Genomic DNA, 19,406 nt, shown 5'->3' on the forward strand with positions numbered 1-19,406 from the left:
CGCGCCACGCATCACGCCGCGGGCGTGATGTTCTGATTGCTGCGGAACACGTTGTCCGGATCGTAGCGCCGCTTCACTTCGGCGAGCCGCTCGTAGTTCGGACCATACGCCGCCTTCACGCGTTCGCCTTCTTCACCGGTCATGAAATTCACGTACACGCTGCCGATGGCGTGCGGCGTCATCGCGGCGAACATGTCGCGCGCCCACTTCGTGCACTTCTCGTCGTCGGCGGCATCGCTCCAGCGGCCGTGAATGTTGATGGTATAGATCGAATCGCGATTCGCGTAAGCCGTTGCATCGACGGGAACGCGGTTCGTCTGTCCGCCCATCGCGCCGATGAACACCTCGCATTGCGTCGACGGCAGCGATTTCACCGCATTCGTCAGGATGTCGAACGTTTCGTCGTTCAGACTCGCGAAGTTGTGCGACTTCCAGTAGTTGCGCTCGCCGGGCGTGAGCAGCGGATCGAACGCCTTCTGCCATGCGGCGAAAGGCATTGCCCCGAGATGCTCGCCGTAGGGCGTGCCGAAGCTGCGCACGGGCGCAAGCGCCCTTTCGCCGTTTTCGACCGGCCCGACATAGCAGCTCGCCATCACGACGACCGGCTTGCCGTGAACGCTTTCGGGCAGGAACGGCAACGGCGGCGCAAGACGCAGCACGGCCCATACGGTCAAATCGTCGGGGCTTTGTGCGACGAACTCCCGATACTTCGGCAGCACTTGGTCCGCCTGTTCGAGCGGATACACGACGAGCCCGCCGTAGATCTGCGGACCCACTTCATGCAGCCGGTATTCGAACAGCGTCACGACGCCGAAGTTGCCGCCGCCGCCGCGCAATGCCCAAAACAGATCGGGATCGCTGTCCGCGCTCACGCGCCGCCATGTGCCGTCCGCCGTGACGATCTCCGCCGCGACGAGATTGTCGACCGTCACGCCGAACTTGCGGCTGATCCAGCCGAAGCCGCCGCCGAGCGTGAGACCCGCGACGCCCGTCGTCGAGTTGATGCCGAGCGGCGTCGCGAGGCCGAATGCCTGTGCCTCGTGGTCGAAGTCGGAGAGCAGCGCGCCGGGTTCGACATACGCGCGTTTCGCTTGCGGATCGATGCGCACGGATTTCAGCGCGGAGAGATCGATCATCAAGGCGTCGTCGCTGACTGCGCTGCCCGCGATGTTGTGCGATCCGCCGCGAATCGAAACCAGAAGGCCGTTGTCGCGCGCGAACGCGAGCGCGGCGATCACGTCGGCGGTGCCCGCGCAACGCACGATGAGCGCGGGGCGCCTGTCGATCGTCGCGTTCCAGACCTTGCGTGCTTCGTCGTAGTCGGTTTCTGCCGGTGAGATGATCCTGCCTCTCACCGACGCCTTGAGGGTGTCGATCGCTTCGCCTGAGATATTGACCATTGTGAGACCTCGCTGCTGAATGAAGCGCTGCGACGTTTCCGACCCTGCCAGTTGGTACGCGAAAGCGCAAGGAACCCGCCATCGGATCGTGCGTGGCGTGTCGATCGGATGCACACCGGAGAGACCACGAGAACGGGGATGAATTGCGAAAGCGGACGCTTGGGTCCGCTCGTAGATTTAATGCCTTGTCTTTCGGGATGTAAAGGCCTGCGCCAGTGATTTCGCGCACGCCATCTAGCATGAATCGGACAATCTGGATTCGGAGACGTCTCTTCGAATTCAGCGCTTACTTTGCGCGGGCGTCATTAAACACGTACTCCTTATCGACGAAATGTACTCCGATGCGATTTGCGAAGAAATGTTGAATGTCCTTACAACGAAGCTTCAATGGTCAACGCCGTCGACACGCCGACGTTGTATCGGCTGAACGGAACATTCGTCCGTTCATTCATCCATGGAAACGGCCACATGAACAAGAAAATTCTCGCCGCTGCGGTCATCGCATGCCTGTCGACCGGCGCTTTCGCCAAGTCCCATCATCACGAGCATCACGAGCGTCATTGGAATCACGAGCAACAGCAGCGGCACGTGGACCGCGACGAGCGCCGGGACGAGCGCACTCGTCCCGACCAGCATGTGCGCGATAACGGCCGTGACGCATACAACCAGTATCACAGCGATATCGACAAGAACCGGCCGTACTGAATCTGATCCGGCATGCCGCATGATCCCGCATGCCGTCGCGTACGGCACGCGGGATCAGCGTAGAGACAGCGACCGACAGGCGTGCAATGCGCCCGCCTACGCCCTTTCCAGCACCGCCATCTCCCGCACCACCACCAGCAACATCGACAGACTCGCCCCGCCGCTCGCCCGCAGTTCCGCCAGGAGCCGCGTATAACGATCCAGCGCGTCCTGCCGCTTCGCGCGCCAGCTTTCGACGATCACATCGGGCGCATCGATGCCGCGCGATTGTTCCAGCGCGCTCACGGTCAGCGCGCGCTTCAATCGCGCGAGTTCTTCCAGCGCCGCCGCGCGCGCGAGCAGGTCCCAGTGCGTGACGATCGGCAGCGCCATCGCCCGTTCGGCGATACCGCGATAATCGAGCAGCGTGCCGATGCCGAAGTACACGCTCGCGACGAGTTCGAGACTGCGCTCCGAGCACGCCGCCACTTCCGCGCTGTCGAGCACGGCCGTCGCAATTTCGCCGCTCGCGACGCGCGCCGCGAGGCTGCTCTCGACGCCCGCATCCTCCAGTTCGCGCCGGCGCGCATACCATGCGTCGAGCTGCGGCGCGGGCAGCAGCGCGGGCAGTTGCGGCGCGAGCCGGTGCGCCGCCTCGCGGCAGCGCGCGAGCACGCCGCGCGCTTCGTGCGCGGCAAACCCGTTGTGCTTCAGATGGCGCAGGAACCAGAGCGAAGTGTCGTCGAGCAGACGCACGACATCGACGAACATGCGCGCCTGCACTTCATCCGCGACGATATTGTCGAGCCGGTCGATGCTGCCCCACAGATCGTCGAGATCGAAGACGTCGCGCACCATCAGCACCGCGCGCACGATATCGCTCGGGCATGCATCGGTCTCTTCCATCAGCCGATGCACGAAAGTGCAGCCCACGCGATTGACGAGCGCATTGGTCAGATGCGTCGCGAGGATTTCGCGCTTCAGCGGATGCCGCTGCATGGTCTCGCTATAGCGCTGCTGCAAGGGCTTCGGGAAATAGTCGGGCAGCATGTCCGCCACGAGCGCATCTTCGGGCACGTCCGAATCGAGCAGTTCGTCGTAGAGCCACATCTTGCCGTAGGCGAGCAGCACCGCGCGTTCGGGCGATGTCAGTCCCGACTTCGCGGCCGCGCGCTCGGCGATCTCGTCGTCCGAAGGCAGGAACTCGATCCTGCGCTTCAAGCGCCCCGCGCGTTCGAGAAAGCGCATCATGCGCGCCTCGGCGTCGAGCGTCTCGGCTTCGTGACGCTTCGCGATTGACAGCGCCTGCGTCTGCGCGTAGTTGTCCTTCAGCACGAGCAGGCCGACTTCGTCGGTCATCTCGGCGAGCAGCGCGTTGCGTTGTTTCTCGGTCATCTCGCCATCCGCGACGACGAGCCCGAGCAGAATCTTGATGTTGACCTCGTGATCCGAGCAATCGACGCCCGCGGAATTGTCGATCGCATCCGTGTTCATGCGCCCGCCATGCTGCGCGAACTCGATGCGCCCCAGTTGCGTGAAGCCGAGATTACCGCCCTCCGCGACGACCTTCACGCGCAATTCCGCGCCGTTCACGCGCACGGCGTCATTGGTCCGATCGCCGACTTGCAGATGCGTCTCCGCGCTCGACTTCACATACGTGCCCACGCCGCCGTTGTAGAGCAGATCGGCTTCGGCAAGCAGGATCGCGCGAATGAGTTCGTTCGGCGCGAGCACCGATGCGCTGATACCGAGCGCCGCCTGCACTTGCGGCGAGATCGGAATCGACTTCGCCGTGCGCGGATAGACGCCGCCGCCCGTCGAGATCAGCGAAGCATCGTAGTCGGCCCAACTCGAACGCGGCAGCGCGAAAAGACGCGCGCGTTCCTCGAAGCTCGTCGCCGCATCCGGCACGGGATCGAGAAACACATGCCGATGATCGAACGCCGCGATCAGCCTGATATGGCGCGACAGCAGCATGCCGTTGCCGAAGACGTCGCCGGACATGTCGCCGACGCCGACCACGGTGAAATCCGTCGTCTGCGTATCGAAGTTCATCTCGCGGAAATGGCGCTTCACCGATTCCCATGCGCCGCGCGCGGTGATGCCCATCTTCTTGTGGTCGTAACCGACCGAGCCGCCGGACGCGAACGCATCGTCGAGCCAGAAGCCGTATTCGTGCGCGATCGCGTTCGCGTAGTCGGAAAATGTAGCCGTGCCTTTGTCCGCCGCGACGACGAGATACGGATCGTCCGGATCATGACGCACCACATCCGGCGGCGGCACGATGCCGTCGGGCGTGCGGTTGTCGGTCACATCGAGCAGGCCGCGCAGGAACATCTGATAGCACGCGACGCCTTCGTTGAGAAACGCTTCGCGGTCCGTCGCTGGCGGCGGATTCTTCACGACGAAGCCGCCTTTCGATCCCACCGGCACGATCACCGTGTTCTTCACCATCTGCGCTTTCATGAGGCCGAGCACTTCGGTGCGGAAGTCCTCGCGTCTGTCCGACCAGCGCAGCCCGCCGCGCGCGACGCGTCCGCCGCGCAAATGCACGCCTTCCACACGCGGCGCATAGACCCAGATCTCGAACATCGGCTTGGGCTCGGGCAGGCCCGGCACCTTCGACGGATCGAGCTTGAACGACACGTACGGACGCGCCTGGCCATTCGCATCGCGATGAAAATGGTTGGTGCGCACCGTCGCCGTGATGACGCCGAGGAACTGGCGCAGGATGCGGTCTTCGTCGAGGTTCGGCACCTGATCGAGCGCCGCCTCGATATCGGCGAGCACGCGTTCGGCGGCTTTCTCGCGGTCTTCGGCCGAACCGCCGCGCGCCGGATCGAAGCGCACCATGAAGAGTTGCAGCAGTTTCTTCGCGATCGGCGGATTGCCGATCAGCGCGCGCTCGATATACGCATCGCTGAACGTGGACCCGACCTGCCGCAGATACTTCGCATACGCGCGCATGAGCGTCACGTCGCGCGCGCCGAACTGCGCACGCAACACGAGGCGGTTGTAGTCGTCGTTCTCGATCTCGCCCGACCACACGCTCGCGAACGCGTTCTCGAAGAGCGGCTTCACGCGATCGATATCGAACTCGACATCGTCCTGCAATTCGAGGCCGAAATCGTGGACCCATGCGTTGGGCGCGCCGGTCGGCTCGATCAGATACGGGCGCTCTTCATCGACGCGCACGCCGAGATGTTCGAGCATCGGCAGGCTATGCGACAGCGCGATCGGATCGCCGACGCGATACACCTTGAAGCGGAACGCGCGCCGCCCGGCTTCGATCGGACGATACAGGCTCATCGACAAACCGCCTGGGCTCGTGTGCGTCGCCTCGATCAGTTCGATGTCGCGCACCGCCGTGCGCGCCGGATAGTCTTCGCGATAACCGGCGGGGAACGAATCGGCGTAACGCTGCAGCAGACGATTGCCCGCCTCCTCGCCGTGACTGTCGATGAGCGCATCGGCGAGATCGTCCTGCCAGCGGCGCGCCACCTGCACGATGCGCGCTTCGAGTTCGCGCGTATCGACTTCGGGCATCGCGCCCCGGTCGGCACGCACGACGATATGAATCCGCGCGAGCGGCGATTCGGACAGGAGCGGCGTGAACTCGATGCTCTTGCCGTTGAACGCCTCCATCAATACCTTGCTGATGCGGCGGCGCAGGTCGGTGTTGAACTTGTCGCGCGGCACGAAGACGAGGCACGACACGAAACGGTCGAAGCGGTCGCGCCGCACGAAGAGGCGCGTGCGCTGATGTTCCTGCAAGCGCAGCACGCCGATCGCGATATCGAAGAGCACGTCTTCGTCGGCCTGAAAAAGCTCGTCGCGCGGATACTGCTCCAGCACCGAGATGAGCGACTTCGCCAGATGCCCTTTTTCGAGGAAACCCGCGCGCCGCACGATGTTCGCGCATTTGCGGCGCACGATCGGGATTTCGGAAGTCGGCACGAGATACGCGGTCGATGTATAGAGGCCGAGAAAGCGCCGCTCGCCGGTCACCTTGCCATCGGGCGACGTGCGCTTCACGCCGACATAGTCGAGATAGCCCGGCCGATGCACCGTCGCGCGCGAATTGGCCTTCGTGAGAAAGATGGGCGCTGCGCCCTCGATGATCGCGGCCGCGCCCGGCGGCAGCGGCGTCACGTCGCCCGCAGACGGCGCGCGCAACGTCTCGCGCAGAATGCCGAGGCCCGAGCCCGCGACGCCGCGCAGCGCGGGGCCGCCTTCGTGCTCGACGAGCTCGTAATCGCGGCAGCCGAGGAAGGTGAAATGATCCGCGACCATCCATTCGAGGAACGCGCGGGACTCGATGCCGTCGGGCGTCGTGTCGCTCGTCTTCAGTTCGCCGATCGCGACGCGCGCCGATTCGACCACCTTCGGCCAGTCCTCCACCGCCGCGCGCACGTCGCCCAGCACGCGCGCGATGTTGTCGCGCACTTCTTCGAGACGCTCGCCGTCGCCGCAGCGGTCCACTTCGAAATGGATGAACGATTCGAGCTCCGAGTTGCCGTCGCCCGCTTCGGCGTGCCCCTGACCGATGCGCTCGATCTCGCCCGCATGCGCGCCCTTGCCGGCGCGCCACACGCGAAACACCGGATGAATCGCCGAATGCAGCGCGAGGCCGAGGCGGTTGAGCTCCATCGTCACCGAATCGACAAGAAACGGCATGTCGTCGTTGACGATCTCGACGACCGTGTGATCCGAATGCCAGCCGTGCTGCTCCAGATTCGGGTTATAGACCCGCAGCACCTCGCGCCCCGGCACGAACTTCTGCGCCGTCTGCCAGTGCGCCATCGCGGCGCCGTAGAGATCGGCGACATCGCGGCTCGCGATATCCTCGACATCGACCTGTTCGTAGTAATAGCGAAGCAGCGGTTCGATGACCTTGAAGGTCGGTTCCGGCAATCGTCCCCGCGCGAAGTCCAGAAGATCGTTGATGAGTTGTTCGACCCGCGCTTCGTTCTTGACCAGCATGGTGTCCTCCCGAGTCTTTCGGTTGCGATGCGGTTGCGGCACACTCTTCAGTCAATCAACGAGATTATGCGCCGGCCCGCGCCTTTGGCCCCGGGTCGGGCATGTGCGGTTGCACAAACACGGTGCGCGCATTTCCGGTACCTTAGTCTCACCGCGTGACCTTTGCGCGACATCGGCTTTCGGCTATCGTCGAGAGCGGCGCATCGAACCGACGGAGGAGCCGCCATGCAGGTCACCACGCAAGAGACAGCGCAGCAAACGGTCGTCACGGTGCGGCCGCAGGAGAAGCTCGCCACGGTCCAGCATCTGCCCTATTTCATCGGCTTGTCGGCGGCGACGGCCGGCACGCGCGGCCTCGCGATGCATCTCGTCGTCGTTCCGCCGGGCGGGCGTGGCGAGCCGCATGTCCACGTGGGCTACGAGACGGGCATCTATATTCTGGAAGGACGCATCGAGACGCGCTATGGGCCGGGACTGGCGGAATCCGTCATCAACGAGCCGGGCGACTTCGTGTTCATTCCGCCCGGCGTGCCGCATCAGCCGGTCAATCTGAGCGCGACCGAGCCTGCCCGCGCCGTGATCGCGCGCAACGATGCCAACGAGGCGGATCGCGTCGTGCCGTACGATCCGCGGGAAGCGTCGGCGTCCTAGTCGCCGGCCGCGCCCATTCCCGGAAGATCGACATAACCGCTGTCGGCGAAGCGCGCGCCGCCGAATGCGCCGCCCGCGAGCTTGCCGCGCACCGCATACGAAACCTTGCTGACCGTACCGCCGTTCGCGAAGCCGAACGCCTGGCGCGCGACCGAGAACGCCGATACGGTCACCGGCACCGACACCACCGTCTCGCCGAAACGCGGCACGGTCCCGCGCTGGTCGCTCACGCCGCTCGCGAACGCGCGGCCGTTGAGGTCGAGATCGAGCGCGACGCCGTCGAAGTCGATCGGTGCATCGTTCGGGTTCTGCACGCGCAACTTCACGGCGAAGCGCATTTCGAGCCCCTGGCCTTCGAGCGGCTCGATGCCCGCGACCGTCACGCGCATCGCGTCGCGGTTGAAGAAGCCCGCGCAGCCGTCGAGCGCGAGCATCGCGAGCAACGCGGCGAAGAAGAGAAGGAAGCGATTGCGCATCGGGTTCGGTTGCATGGAAACGTGACTCCTCGCGATGTCGTGCTAGATATGCAGCGCATTGAGCAGCATGCGCCCGTAGGCATGTTGAAACCAGACATCGTCGACGACGAACAGCGCCGCGGCCCACGAAGCGGCGACGATGATCAGATCGCAATGCCCGCTCGTCCACAGTCTGAGCGAATGACGCCCGACGATCCACGGCACGCCGAGCGGATTCGGCCAGTCCGCGAAGAGATGCATGAGGCCGCCGCACGCGAAGCCGAACGCGATGGGCGCCGCCGGATGCCGCCCGAGAAAGTGATACGAAAGCGCAAGGAGCGCGGCCCAGCCGATGCCCCAGTGCGTGAGCGTGCGATGCGTGATCCAGAGTCTGCGCGCGCGCGTCCACCAGGCGACTTCGAGCCAGTCGGGCGCGGTGGCGCCGACGATGCCCGCCACCAGCGCCAGCGCGCCCGACATCATGTCAGCGTCTGCGAACCGCGCCGGATGCATCACGACCGCCGCCGCGATGATGCCCGCCGCCCATCCGGTTGCATGATGCGCCTTGCTCGATGCCATGAAAAACCTGCCTTTGTCGCCCGTACCTGAAGAGCGCGCATGTTCGCACGGCGGGCCCATCCGGAGCCGGGCTGAAACATAAACTTACGGAATTGCGCGCGTCGAAACACGCTTGTGATCACAACGGCGGCGAGGCGGCGCGGCGTTGACTAAAATGGTTGCTAGATTGCTGCGCAATTCACGCTGCGGACGCTGCCGATGCGTCCCACGCCCGCCTGCGCATCAGGCATTGAACGTATCCATACCCATCCGGCCGTCATGCAACAGTTGAAATACCTGAGCGCCTACCCGAACACGCTACAGGACAAGGTGCGCCGACTGATCGCCCAGCAACAGCTGGGCGCTTATCTCGACGCGCGCTATCCGAGCAAGCACGCGGTTCAGTCCGACCGCGCGCTCTATCAGTATTGCTCGGACCTGAAGCAGGAATTTCTGCGGGTCGCGCCCGCCATCGACAAGGTCTTCTACGACAGCAAGCTCGACGTGCTGCGTCACGCGCTAGGTCTGCACACCGCGATCTCGCGCGTCCAGGGTGCGAAGCTCAAGGCGAAGAAGGAAATTCGCATCGCGTCGCTCTTCAGGGACACCGCGCCCGAATTTCTTCGGATGATCGTCGTGCATGAACTCGCGCATCTGAAGGAAAGCGATCACAACAAGGCGTTCTATCGGCTGTGCGAGCTGATGCAGCCGGGCTACCATCAGATCGAATTCGACTTGCGGCTCTACCTCACGCAGCGCGATCTCGCGCGTACCAAGGCGGCGTGAGCGTCGCTGCGCTGCATCAATATGACCAGGAGAGCGCGGCTGCGTATCCGCAAGGCGCTTCCAGCGAAGCCGCGACGAACGCGCCTGCTTCGCGCGTGAGCGCATAACGATCGCCTTTGCGCGGCAGCACTGAAAAGCTCGTCATCGTGATCGCCGCGCCGCCGATGCCGACGCCGTGCGCCTTCAGCACCGCCTCTTTCGCGGTCCAGCAGTCGAAGAACCTGGCGTTCTGCGCGGGCTCGTCGGAAAGTCCTTCGATCTCGCGACGATCCATGTCGGCCAGCACGGCGGGCGCCAGTTCGCGCCATTTGAACGTCGCGCGCGCTTCTTCGATATCGACGCCCACGCGCCTTTCCCGCGATACCGCGATCAGACCGAACGCACCCGAATGCGACACGTTGAAATCGGGCGCGTCCGGATCCGCGAGGAACGGCCTGCCGCGGTCGTCGGCGTCGAGCATGAGACTCGCGGCATCGCGATCCGTATCGGCGGCGAGCACATGCCGCAGCGCGCAACGCAGCGTGGCAAAACGCGCGGCATCCGCATGACGCAGGAAGCGCGCGGCGCGGGCGCGCTCGCTCGCGTTCATCGCGGCGTAGGCGGCGCTGTCGAGCGGCGCGGAGAAATCGATTTGAATCTGCCACACGCGCACGTCTGCGGGCGCATCGGCGGGAAGGGGCATCGGTTGAATGTCGAAGGGAATCGTCGTTGCCGTCATTTGGGTGCGTACTGTGCCTCGCCGTTGCCGAAGGACCAGTTCTCCTTCTTCACTTCGACGAGACTGATGAACACGTCCTCGCGCCGCAGTTTAAGGCGTTCGTGCAGGCCATCGGCGACGGCCTTGTAGAACGCGCTTTTCTTCACGACGTCGCGGCCTTCGTTGAGCGTGACCTGGATCACGACGCAATCGTCGGTGCGGCTGATGCCGAGATACGTGCGATCGACGATGAAATCCGTCGCGCCATGCTCGGCGACGATCTGAAAGCGATCGTTCTCGGGCACGTCGAGCGTCGTGCGCATCGCGTCGTACACCACGTCGCCGATGGCCGTGCGATATGCGCTGTCCTTGCCTTTCTGCAGATCGATGCGAACGAGCGGCATGAGTCTCTCCTCGTGAATGGTTTCAGCGATAGTCCGGATGCAGCAGCAGTTGCGGCAGGCCCGCGCGATCGATATGCACGACCGCGTTCTGCCCGAATTCGGTCATCAGCGCATCGGCGCTGGCGTGCGTCGCGCCGAGCACGAGAAGGCTCGCTTCGGCCAGCCAGATGTTCTTCGGATCGATGCCCTCGCCCGGCAGCGCGCGCAGGCCTAACTGCCCGACGCGCTCGATCAGCTTGCGCTGACGCGCCGCGTTCTCGTCGGGCGCGAGCTCCTGACCGAACGGATTGAACGCGGTGACGAACACGGCGCTCGCGACATCGTGTTGCGCGAGCAACGACGCCGCCTCGGCATTCGCGACGCCGATTTTCATGTCGATGCGCGGCTGCGCATCGATCCGATAAATCGCCGCGTGATACGCAGCGAGCGGCGCGGGCGGCAGTCCTTGCGTGCGCTTCAAAACGATCGGCTGGCCGTGCGGCGTGGCGCGTGCGGCCTCGTCCCATTCGACGCGCCGGCGCGCGAGCGTCTCCTCGCTCACGCAGCCCTTTTCGGCCGTCAGGCGTTCGAGCGCGCTCAGCCAGTGCGTGTAGTAGGTATCGCCGTGGTCGGGATCGCCCGCCGCCTGCGCGTCTCTGATCGCGACGCTCAACGCGTGCGCCCACTCCTTCCACGTGAACACGCCGCGCTCGTACAGCGCGAGCGTCATCGCGAAAGCCTGCGCTTCCCACGGCGCGCGAAACACGGGCCCGGCCTCGTCGAAAGGCAGTTCGGGCAAGACGGCGCGCAACTCATGCAGCTTCGGTTCGTTCGAGGTCATGTCACGCGCGCGCGGCATCGAGATAAGGTTCCCAGCAATCGACGCACACGGACGACGCGGTCGTGTCCGCTCCCCACAACGCTTGCGCATCGAAACGCACGGTATAGAGCCAGTGCGGATGTTCGCCGTTGCCGAGCGCGTTTTCATCGGGGAACACATGCGTGCCGCGAACCGCGACGATGCGACCGGGCTTGCCCCGGCAATAGCGCGGCAGACGCGTATGCGTCGGCGGATTCATCAGCTTCGTGCGAACTTCATCGCCGACAGCGAAGCGCGCCGGCGATGTCGCCGGACGTTCGACCGGCGCGCCGCGCAACAGCGCCGCGCTCACGTCCGCCGCCTTCAGCACGCGCACGTTCGGCTTCGCGGCGGTCTGCGAGCGGCCGCTCGCGATTTCATCCGCGCTCGCGAGTCCTTTCGCCATCAAGAGCTTCTTCAAACCCTCGAACCAGATTTCGTAGTAGCTGCTGCCGAGATATTGCGCGGGCGGCAGGCTTTCGCGCGCGGCACGCGACGTGTCGATGTTCCATTGGCCCGTTGCGCCCATCGCGAGCGTGACGGCCAGAACCCGCCGCTCCCACTCCGCATGAAACGGCGCTGCGCCCGGCATGTCGCAGGCATCGATTTCGACGGGCCCGAACGCCTGCATGCCGCCCATGTCGTGCGCCGCGTTCATGCCGATGCTCCCGTTGCCTGCGATGGCGCGAGCGCGAGGCCCGTGCCGATCATCGAATCGCGCGTGACGAGGTCCGCCAGCGCGTCTTCGTCGAGATGATCCGTGCCGGCGGGACGCATCGGCACGACGAGATAGCGCACTTCGGCGGTCGAATCCCACACGCGCAACTCGACGTGTTCAGGCAATGCGACGCCGAAGTCCTTCAGCACGCCACGCGGATCGATCACCGCGCGCGAGCGGTACGGCGCGGACTTGTACCACACGGGCGGCAGCCCGAGCACGGACCACGGATAGCACGAGCACAGCGTGCAGACCACCATGTTATGTACGTCCTCCGTGTTCTCGAGCGCGACCATGTGCTCGCCTTGCCGCCCGGTGTAGCCGAGCGATGCAATGGCGGCGCTGGCGTCGTCCAGCAGCCACGCGCGAAACGCCGGATCGCGCCACGCCTTCGCGACCACGCGCGCGCCGTTGCGCGGCCCGACCTTGTGTTCGTAAGTCTCGACGAAGACATCGAGCGCCTGCGGATCGATATAGCCCTTCTCGACCAGCAGCGATTCGAGCGCGCGCACGCGCAAATCCATCTCCGGCAGCGCGCTGCCTTCGTGTTCGTGATCGTTATCGTGATGATGAGGATGATCGTGGCTCATGTGCGGACTCGCGAGTGGCACAGACGTCACACGTTACCGGAGTGCGCGCGCGCGTGCAAACGTCGGCACGGCCGCCTGCACGCCGCCTATACTTTGATCAGCGTCTCATGCGAGGAGGATGCCATGACACGCAAGTACATCGATTGCCGCGAATGCCCGAGCGACGTGAAGTGCAGCGTCGCGCTTTGCGCCGACACCGAGGACGAACTGATGGAAGCGGCCGTGCAGCATGCGGTCGCGGTGCATCAGCATACCGATTCGCCCGAGTTGCGCTCACAGCTGAAGACCTTCTTCCACGAGGGCGCGCCGCCTGCGTGATCGCGGTTCGCCGGTCTTCAGCCGAGCTCGAAAGTCGTCACGCCGAACACGTTCGCAAGCGGCACGTCCGGGGCCGCCTGCGTGTACATGCGCGCCGTTTCGAAGACGCTCTTCATGTCGTGCTCGACGGCGAGCGCGAGCGCGGCGGGATTGCTTTCGGGCACGTCGAGAAACACGGTCTCGCCCGGCAGCACGGACACGAGCGCGCGATACAGCGCACGCGCGGTCGCGAGATCGTCCGCGAAAAGCGGACCGATCTTGTGACCCGTGCCGCAGCGCCGGATCACGGCGAGGCCGCGCACCGCGTCGCCATCGAGCGCGGCGAGTGCGCGCGCGTGTTTTTGCGGTTGCGACAGCCACGCGCGCAGGAACGCGGCGCGCTCGCAGGCGAACATGCGCGTGTCGTAGCCGAGCAGGCGATCGAAGGGAACGGCCGAGGCATCGGCGATCGTCACGCCATCGACAGGATCTGCATCCACCGACGCGACGCCTTCATAGCGCACGTTGCGATACGCGAGCACGAAGCCCGATTTCCGATAGTTCGGCTGCTGCGCGAGCACGCCGTCGAGCCCGATGTTGCGCGCGCCGAGATAGCGCATGCCTTCGTTCCACAGGCGCATGCCGAAGCCCTTGCCGCGCCATTCCGGGCACACGATATACAGGCCGATGAAGCCAAATGCATCGCCGTAGGCAACCGCGGAAATGCAGCCGACCGGCGCGCCGTCCCACGTGCCCACGAAGAAGCCGTGCGAGTCGGCGGCGAAGAAAGAGCGGGCGTCGTCGAGGCCCGGATTCCATCCTTCGGTCGCGGCCCAGTCGAGCGCGACTTCGACATCGCGCGGCGTCATGCGGCGTATGGCGAAGCGGGGATCGTCGGGTGCGGCGTCGGATGGACAGGGAACGGACGGCATGTGAAACGCCTTGTCGAAATGCAGGTGCGTTCAGTGTCGCGCGTTTCTGATGCAGGGGAAAGATGCAGCGAGGGATGGGTACAACGGGGAGTGGCGGAACCGCGGAAGGATAACGAGGCGAACGTGTTCGCCCCGGTCAGGAGTACCCCTGGCGCCGCTCGCCGCGGCTGAAACTCTGGCGCGAGCGCCAGTCTTCCGAGCGCAGGACATGCTCGCCGTCCTCGCGCGCTGCTTCTTCGGAATCGAAGCCTTCGTCGCTATACGCGACGACCTTCATTCCGCCTCCCGCCGCTCGCTCGACGGTGATGCCCCAATGCCACCCGCCTTCCTGATGGAAGATATGCAGAGTCGGTTTCGACGATGTGGTCTGTTCCATATGTGCGGCTCCTTCAAGCAGACGCCCGTAATGCTTACCGGCCCTGCCCGATGAAACGCTCTGTGCGTACCGGCGTTTGATTGTTCGTGTCGATGCTTCTCGATGCGTGAAGCGAGAGGCTCATGCCACCCGCCAGGAACAGCATACGCAATGCGATGCTGCGTTGCAACACGAGGTTTCCCTATGCGTGGCCATAACCGCACACGCTTTACAAGAATTAACAAGAATAAGCACGAAGGTCGCGATCGTTGCATGCAGTAAGCGTTCGAAAGGCCATGCCTGCACAGGATTCACTCGCCGTCCCAGTAGCCGAGCGAATCGCTTGCGCGAAAGACGGCGCGCAGCCCTTTCACGCCCGGTTCATCGACGACCAGCACGGCCTGGCGGCCCGTATCCGGATACTCGACCACTTCGGGCGACTGCATCGTGCTGATCGCGAGATAGCGCAGCGTCTGCGCGCTCGTATTGACAATTTGATGCGCCGTTTCGGCATCGCCCGGCGGACAGGCGATGACATCGCCCGCGCGAATCGGATGCGTGTCCTTGCCGAGCCGCACTTCGCCCTCGCCTTCGATGACGAAGAACATCTCCTCGTTCACGCGATGATGATGAAACGGGAACGCGCGCTTGCCCGGTTCGAGCACGATGAGGCTGTAGCCGAGCTTCTTCGCGCCGACCATGCCGCCGATACGCGCGATGCGCGGCGCGTAACGTTCTGCGGCTGCGCCCGTCGGCGCGAATTCTGGCGGTAGCGGTTGAGGATCGAGCGTATCGAGATTGACGATGGGCGTTTTCATGGTGTCCTGAGTATCGAAGTCACGCTTGTCGCGCGAATGTCACCCGTGCTTTCGTGCTCGCCGAGCCACGCGGCGATCGCGTTGCACGTCCACTCGGCATCGTCGTGCGGCAGATCGTGGCCGGCCCACGGATGTACCCTGTGCGGCGCGCGCCATTGCTTCGCGATGCGCGCCGAGCATACCGGATCGACGAGCCGGTCAGCCGCCGACGACAGCAGCAGCACCGGACAACGCGGCGCATCGCGGGCCGCGTGAAAACGTGCCGCCGCCGCGAGCTGCCGCAGCGCGTTCGCCGCGCTCGCGCCATGCGTGCGCCGAAGCTGCGCCCAGTGCGCGATGTCCGCATCGCGCGAGTCGCGGCGGTTGCAAGTGAGGTCGAAAATCATCGCCTCGCATTGTTCGGGTTGTGTCCATGTCATTGCGATGCGGGCGAGCATCGGCCATGCCGAGGGACGCAGGCGTTCGGGCAGGCGCGCGAACGGACGCATGCTGGTGTTGATCAACACGAGCCGCTCGATCTCGCCCGCGTGACGTTCGGCCCACGCGGCCGCGACCATCGCGCCGAGCGACATCGCGAGCACGCGGCATGGAAAGCGCAGCTTCAGCGACGCGGCGCGCTCGCGCACGAAGTCCATCATCGCGACGACGGAATGCGGCGCCGCATGCGCGTGTTCCACGCCATTGCCCGGCAAATCGATGCACACGACACGCTCACCTTCTTCGACGAGCCCATGCGCGACGAGCGCCGCATCGAACCCGCCCCAGTGACGCGCTTCGCGTGTGAGACCGCGCAGGAGCACCCAGTCGCTCATGACGTGCCCGTGCGCTGCCAGTGCTCGCGCGCGCGCCGCAACACGTCCTCGCGGAAGTCGCCGCTCGGCAGCCAGCGCCGCGACGAAAACGCGGCGCGCGTAAGGAAATCGAAGAAGTTCGGATGACGCCGCAACACGCGTCGCGTGCGATGCGCCTTGATCGGATTGAAGATGCCGAGACGCGAGAACATCTGCATCGGATTCTTGCGGATCCAGCGCCATGAGCCGAGTTCGAGCGTCATCGGCAGGAAGATGTTAGGCGCGCGCGAGCGGTCGTACGCGAAGTCCCACAGGTCGCCGTGCAGCAGATATTGATGGCTCTGCGGCTCGAATGCGTAGCCGTGATGCGGATACGATTCCTCGAACATCGTCTTCAGCAGGAACATTTCCGGCAGATGCGCCATTTGACGCTCGGTGCGCGCGTACGGAAACCAGATACTGTCGTCCCAGCCGAATCCCGAATGACAATCGAGCGCGAAGCTGAGCGGCCGCGACATCAGTTGCTCCTCGACGACCGAAAGCAGCGCTGCGCTTTCCACTTCCATGCGGCCATCCACCGGCCCGCGATACCACGGCAGCCACGGCCCGATGCGCTGGCCGCCCGCCAGAAACGGCACGCGTCCCTCGGCGCTTTGCGGCGCGTTGCGCATCAGATCGACGCCGTTCGGATTCGCGCGGGTGCGCGCGAACATCCCGCCGGGATTGACGATCGGCATGAAGATGAGACGGATCGCGCGCAATTGATGATGCAGCGTGTCGTCCCATTCGAGACGGCGCAACAGCGCGCGCATGTATTCGAGCACGAGCTGCGTGCCGATGCATTCGAGCCCATGCACGCCGCCGAAAAAGCCGATCGCGGGCGCTTGCGGATCGTCCGAACCGATCGATGCGGTCAGGATCGGAAACGATTGATGGCGTGCGCGCACTTCGCCCATCGTGCGCCACGCGAAGCGCGCGCCCCCTGCGATGCGGATCGCCTTCAGTTCGTCCATCTCCGGGAAACTGCTGGTGACGGCGACGCTCGAGGTACTCATGACGGCGGCCTTTTTGTCGTGTATTCGTTGGCTCAGGCTATGGCTCGGTGTTGCGCGGCACTCCCCGCCCGAAAAAATCGAGTATAGGGCGCTTCACCGGTACACGACATATCGAATATCACGCGGCGCGCACGCGAAACGCAATCAATGTACGGTGCGCTACCAAAACCGGTTCTGCACGTTTTCGTTCTGTCACCTAGAATGAAATCGCCGTGTCATGCGGTGTGAGGGATTCGTCATGTCATCCATTCCCCGTTTCATCGTCGGCGCGCTGGCATTGTGCTGCGCGGCCTCCGCGCTCGCGCAACCGCAGGCGCAAACCAGTGATCCGAACGCACCGAAAACCCGCGCGCAGGTCCGGCAGGAATTTCTGCTCTGGCGCTCGGTCGGCTACGATCCGAATGACTGGCTGAACTATCCCGAGAACGCAATGCGCGCGAGCCGCATCATCGCGCAACGCCAGGCTCGCGGCGAAACCTCGGTGCAGTGAGACGGCATTCGTCAGGTTGATTCGACGCGCGGCTTTTGCCCGCGCAGAATGCGCCGCGCGATGCTCCAGCGATGCACTTCCGACGGACCGTCGTAGATCCGGAAGGCGCGCATGTCCGCGAAGATCCGCGCGACGACGGTTTCATGCGTGACGCCCTGACCGCCGAGCACCTGCACCGAGCGGTCGACGACGCGCCACAGCGCCTCCGATGACACCACCTTCGCGATGCTCGACTCGTGCTTGCCGAGCACGCCCTGATCGAGCACCCACGCGCAGTGCCAGATGGCGAGACGCGTCACGTGCAAATCCATTTCGTTGTCCGCGAGCATGAAGCCGACGCCTTCGTGCTCGCCCAATGCGCGGCCGAACGCCTGACGTTCTCGCGCATATGCCGTCGCGACATCGTGCGCGCGCCGCGCGGCGCCGAGCCAGCGCATGCAGTGCGTGAGACGCGCGGGCGAGAGCCGCACTTGCGCATATCGAAAGCCTTCGCCCGGCTCGCCCAATACGTTTTCCTTCGGCACGCGCAATCCCTCGAAGCGCACGACGCCGTGGCCGCCAGGAAAACACGTGTCGAGCGAATCCATCGCACGCTCGATGACGATGCCCGGGCTCGACATGTCGGCGAGAAACATCGTCGCGGGACCGTCGGCGAATTTCGCCATGATGATCGCGACCGCCGCGCCCTCCGCGCCGGTGATGAACCATTTGCGTCCGTCGATCACGTATTCGTCGCCGTCCTGCGCCGCGATGGTCTGCAACATCGAGGGATCGGCGCCCGCGCCCGGCGACGGCTCGGTCATGCAGAAACACGAGCGGATGTCGCCCGCCGCGAGCGGACGCAGCCAGCGCTCCTTTTGCTGCGGCGTGGCGATGGCTTCGAGCAGGTGCATGTTCCCTTCGTCGGGCGCGGCGATATTCAGCGCGACCGGACCGAGCGGCGAATAGCCCGCTTCTTCGAACAGGATGGCCTTCGCGACGTGATTCAGGCCGAGGCCACCGAATTCGGGCGATACGTGACTCGACAACAGCCCCGCCTTGCGCCCTTTCGCGACCAGTTCGGCGCGCAGCGCCTCGTTCGGGCCGTGCGGCGTGCAACGCGGATCGCGCTCGAAGGGAATGATTTCTTCGGCGATGAAAGCGCGCACGCGCGCCTGCAGATCGGTGAGTTCGGGCGAGAGGGAAAAGTCCATCGGCAATCCTCTAAGGGAACAGGCTGAACCGAAGCTTAACCGCGCGGACGCACCGCGCGCCAGAGGCTTTGCCCGTACATGCTCACTCGTCGTACTCGGTGTATTTGCGCGCGTCGCCTTTCACTTTGTGCGCCGGATACTTCGACCGGTTCAGCGCCATTTTTTCGATCAGCGCGAGATGCAGATCGACGTCGAGCGAATCCGCGAGCATCACGAGATACGCGAGCACGTCGGCCATCTCGTGACGGATCGCGCGTAGTTTCGCTTCGTCGAGTTCGGCCTTTTCGCCGGTGGCGAGCCATGTGAACGGTTCGAGCAACTCGCTCGCCTCGACGGACAGCGCCGCCGCGAGATTCTTCGGCGAATGAAAGCGGCTCCAGTCCCGCTCGCGGACGAACTCGCGCAGCATGTCGCGCATCTGGACGAGCTCGCTTGCGCCTTCCTGCTGATTCTGCTGCTCCATGGTCTTCCTCTGACGTTTCGTTGCGTGCCTTAGCTTAGCGCGACAGCGGAACGCCGTGGCCCTTACGCCGCTTCCGTCGATCCAACTACGCCTCGATATGTCCCAGAAACGTGTCTCGGTGTCGGAAACTCACACACATCAGGTTCAAATCCGCGAATTCGAGACAATTTGACACACGCAGGACAATTTTCTTGCATCGACTAACTACGACTCATAGAATCGTAGTTAGTCGATGACGACGAAGACCG

Annotated in this window: 21 protein-coding genes; 5 read left to right on the forward strand and 16 right to left on the reverse strand. The window is 64.4% G+C overall.

All coding sequences use genetic code 11. The annotated features are described in order from the left end of the window. Window positions 1-11: 11 nt before the first annotated feature. Window positions 12-1,400: an FAD-binding oxidoreductase gene (locus ACEN42_RS20045; protein WP_187606500.1), complete on the reverse strand. Its 1,389-nt coding sequence runs from the start codon at window positions 1,398-1,400 to the stop codon at window positions 12-14. A 387-nt stretch (window positions 1,401-1,787) separates the two neighbouring features. Here ACEN42_RS20045 and ACEN42_RS20050 point away from each other — a divergent pair, with 387 nt between their 5' ends. Then, complete coding sequence (locus ACEN42_RS20050) at window positions 1,788-2,105, forward strand: hypothetical protein (protein ID WP_371881197.1); 318 nt, start codon at window positions 1,788-1,790, stop codon at window positions 2,103-2,105. A 96-nt stretch (window positions 2,106-2,201) separates the two neighbouring features. Here ACEN42_RS20050 and ACEN42_RS20055 read toward each other — a convergent pair whose 3' ends face one another. Beyond that, entirely contained in the window at window positions 2,202-7,067 is a 4,866-nt protein-coding gene (locus tag ACEN42_RS20055) for an NAD-glutamate dehydrogenase (protein WP_371881198.1), read from the reverse strand. Between the two features lie 225 nt (window positions 7,068-7,292). Between ACEN42_RS20055 and ACEN42_RS20060 the strand changes: the two genes are divergently transcribed. Then, the gene (locus tag ACEN42_RS20060; protein ID WP_035501554.1) at window positions 7,293-7,718 is read left to right on the forward strand and encodes a cupin domain-containing protein; all 426 of its coding nucleotides are present in this window, start codon (window positions 7,293-7,295) and stop codon (window positions 7,716-7,718) included. Here the strand turns inward: ACEN42_RS20060 and ACEN42_RS20065 are convergent. Then, window positions 7,715-8,209, reverse strand: a complete 495-nt coding sequence (locus ACEN42_RS20065) for an LEA type 2 family protein (RefSeq protein ID WP_035501552.1) — start codon at window positions 8,207-8,209, stop codon at window positions 7,715-7,717. The genes ACEN42_RS20060 and ACEN42_RS20065 overlap by 4 nt on opposite strands. A 27-nt stretch (window positions 8,210-8,236) precedes the next feature. After that, on the reverse strand, window positions 8,237-8,752 hold the full coding sequence (locus ACEN42_RS20070) for a metal-dependent hydrolase (protein WP_371881199.1): 516 nt from the start codon (window positions 8,750-8,752) through the stop codon (window positions 8,237-8,239). A 258-nt stretch (window positions 8,753-9,010) separates the two neighbouring features. On the opposite strand from ACEN42_RS20070, the gene ACEN42_RS20075 reads away from it, so the two are divergent. Next, on the forward strand, window positions 9,011-9,517 hold the full coding sequence (locus ACEN42_RS20075; protein WP_187606504.1) for a M48 family metallopeptidase: 507 nt from the start codon (window positions 9,011-9,013) through the stop codon (window positions 9,515-9,517). Between the two features lie 16 nt (window positions 9,518-9,533). On the opposite strand, the gene ACEN42_RS20080 is transcribed toward ACEN42_RS20075, so the two are convergent. The 5 genes from ACEN42_RS20080 to nthA are packed head-to-tail and all read right to left on the reverse strand — an operon-like array spanning window position 9,534 to window position 12,764. Then, a complete protein-coding gene (locus ACEN42_RS20080; RefSeq protein WP_371881200.1) occupies window positions 9,534-10,235 on the reverse strand; it encodes a 4'-phosphopantetheinyl transferase superfamily protein in 702 nt (233 codons plus the stop codon). After that, entirely contained in the window at window positions 10,232-10,618 is a 387-nt protein-coding gene (locus ACEN42_RS20085) for a tautomerase family protein (protein ID WP_035501547.1), read from the reverse strand. The genes ACEN42_RS20080 and ACEN42_RS20085 overlap by 4 nt, the downstream gene beginning before the upstream one ends. A gap of 22 nt (window positions 10,619-10,640) precedes the next feature. Further along, a complete protein-coding gene (locus ACEN42_RS20090) occupies window positions 10,641-11,438 on the reverse strand; it encodes a nitrile hydratase accessory protein (protein ID WP_371881201.1) in 798 nt (265 codons plus the stop codon). Window position 11,439: 1 nt separating this feature from the next. Further along, window positions 11,440-12,114 (reverse strand): nitrile hydratase subunit beta, encoded by a 675-nt coding sequence (gene nthB / locus ACEN42_RS20095; protein WP_371881202.1) that lies wholly within the window; start codon window positions 12,112-12,114, stop codon window positions 11,440-11,442. Continuing rightward, complete coding sequence (nthA, locus tag ACEN42_RS20100; protein ID WP_371881203.1) at window positions 12,111-12,764, reverse strand: nitrile hydratase subunit alpha; 654 nt, start codon at window positions 12,762-12,764, stop codon at window positions 12,111-12,113. The genes nthB and nthA overlap by 4 nt, the downstream gene beginning before the upstream one ends. 123 nt (window positions 12,765-12,887) lie before the next feature. Here nthA and ACEN42_RS20105 point away from each other — a divergent pair, with 123 nt between their 5' ends. After that, on the forward strand, window positions 12,888-13,082 hold the full coding sequence (locus ACEN42_RS20105; protein WP_062253853.1) for a DUF1059 domain-containing protein: 195 nt from the start codon (window positions 12,888-12,890) through the stop codon (window positions 13,080-13,082). 17 nt (window positions 13,083-13,099) lie between these two features. On the opposite strand, the gene ACEN42_RS20110 is transcribed toward ACEN42_RS20105, so the two are convergent. From ACEN42_RS20110 to ACEN42_RS20130, 5 genes are all read right to left on the reverse strand, one after another. After that, window positions 13,100-13,930, reverse strand: a complete 831-nt coding sequence (locus tag ACEN42_RS20110; protein WP_371882261.1) for a GNAT family N-acetyltransferase — start codon at window positions 13,928-13,930, stop codon at window positions 13,100-13,102. Window positions 13,931-14,129: 199 nt separating this feature from the next. Then, on the reverse strand, window positions 14,130-14,369 hold the full coding sequence (locus tag ACEN42_RS20115) for a hypothetical protein (protein ID WP_035501540.1): 240 nt from the start codon (window positions 14,367-14,369) through the stop codon (window positions 14,130-14,132). Window positions 14,370-14,659: 290 nt separating this feature from the next. Further along, entirely contained in the window at window positions 14,660-15,166 is a 507-nt protein-coding gene (locus ACEN42_RS20120; RefSeq protein WP_371881204.1) for a cupin domain-containing protein, read from the reverse strand. After that, window positions 15,163-15,978, reverse strand: a complete 816-nt coding sequence (locus ACEN42_RS20125) for an alpha/beta fold hydrolase (protein ID WP_371881205.1) — start codon at window positions 15,976-15,978, stop codon at window positions 15,163-15,165. Before ACEN42_RS20125 ends, ACEN42_RS20120 begins: the two co-directional genes overlap by 4 nt. After that, window positions 15,975-17,012 (reverse strand): M14 family zinc carboxypeptidase, encoded by a 1,038-nt coding sequence (locus ACEN42_RS20130; RefSeq protein ID WP_371881206.1) that lies wholly within the window; start codon window positions 17,010-17,012, stop codon window positions 15,975-15,977. The genes ACEN42_RS20125 and ACEN42_RS20130 overlap by 4 nt, the downstream gene beginning before the upstream one ends. A gap of 238 nt (window positions 17,013-17,250) precedes the next feature. On the opposite strand from ACEN42_RS20130, the gene ACEN42_RS20135 reads away from it, so the two are divergent. Beyond that, window positions 17,251-17,502, forward strand: coding sequence for a DUF4148 domain-containing protein (locus ACEN42_RS20135; protein WP_187606511.1), 252 nt, complete (start codon window positions 17,251-17,253; stop codon window positions 17,500-17,502). 11 nt (window positions 17,503-17,513) lie between these two features. On the opposite strand, the gene ACEN42_RS20140 is transcribed toward ACEN42_RS20135, so the two are convergent. Both ACEN42_RS20140 and ACEN42_RS20145 read right to left on the reverse strand, forming a co-directional pair. After that, window positions 17,514-18,695, reverse strand: coding sequence for an acyl-CoA dehydrogenase family protein (locus ACEN42_RS20140; protein WP_371881207.1), 1,182 nt, complete (start codon window positions 18,693-18,695; stop codon window positions 17,514-17,516). 82 nt (window positions 18,696-18,777) lie between these two features. Further along, window positions 18,778-19,158, reverse strand: coding sequence for a nucleotide pyrophosphohydrolase (locus ACEN42_RS20145; protein WP_238217131.1), 381 nt, complete (start codon window positions 19,156-19,158; stop codon window positions 18,778-18,780). Between the last annotated feature and the right edge of the window lie 248 nt (window positions 19,159-19,406).

This window comes from Caballeronia sp. S22 (assembly GCF_964261745.1).
Classification (GTDB): domain Bacteria; phylum Pseudomonadota; class Gammaproteobacteria; order Burkholderiales; family Burkholderiaceae; genus Caballeronia; species Caballeronia jiangsuensis.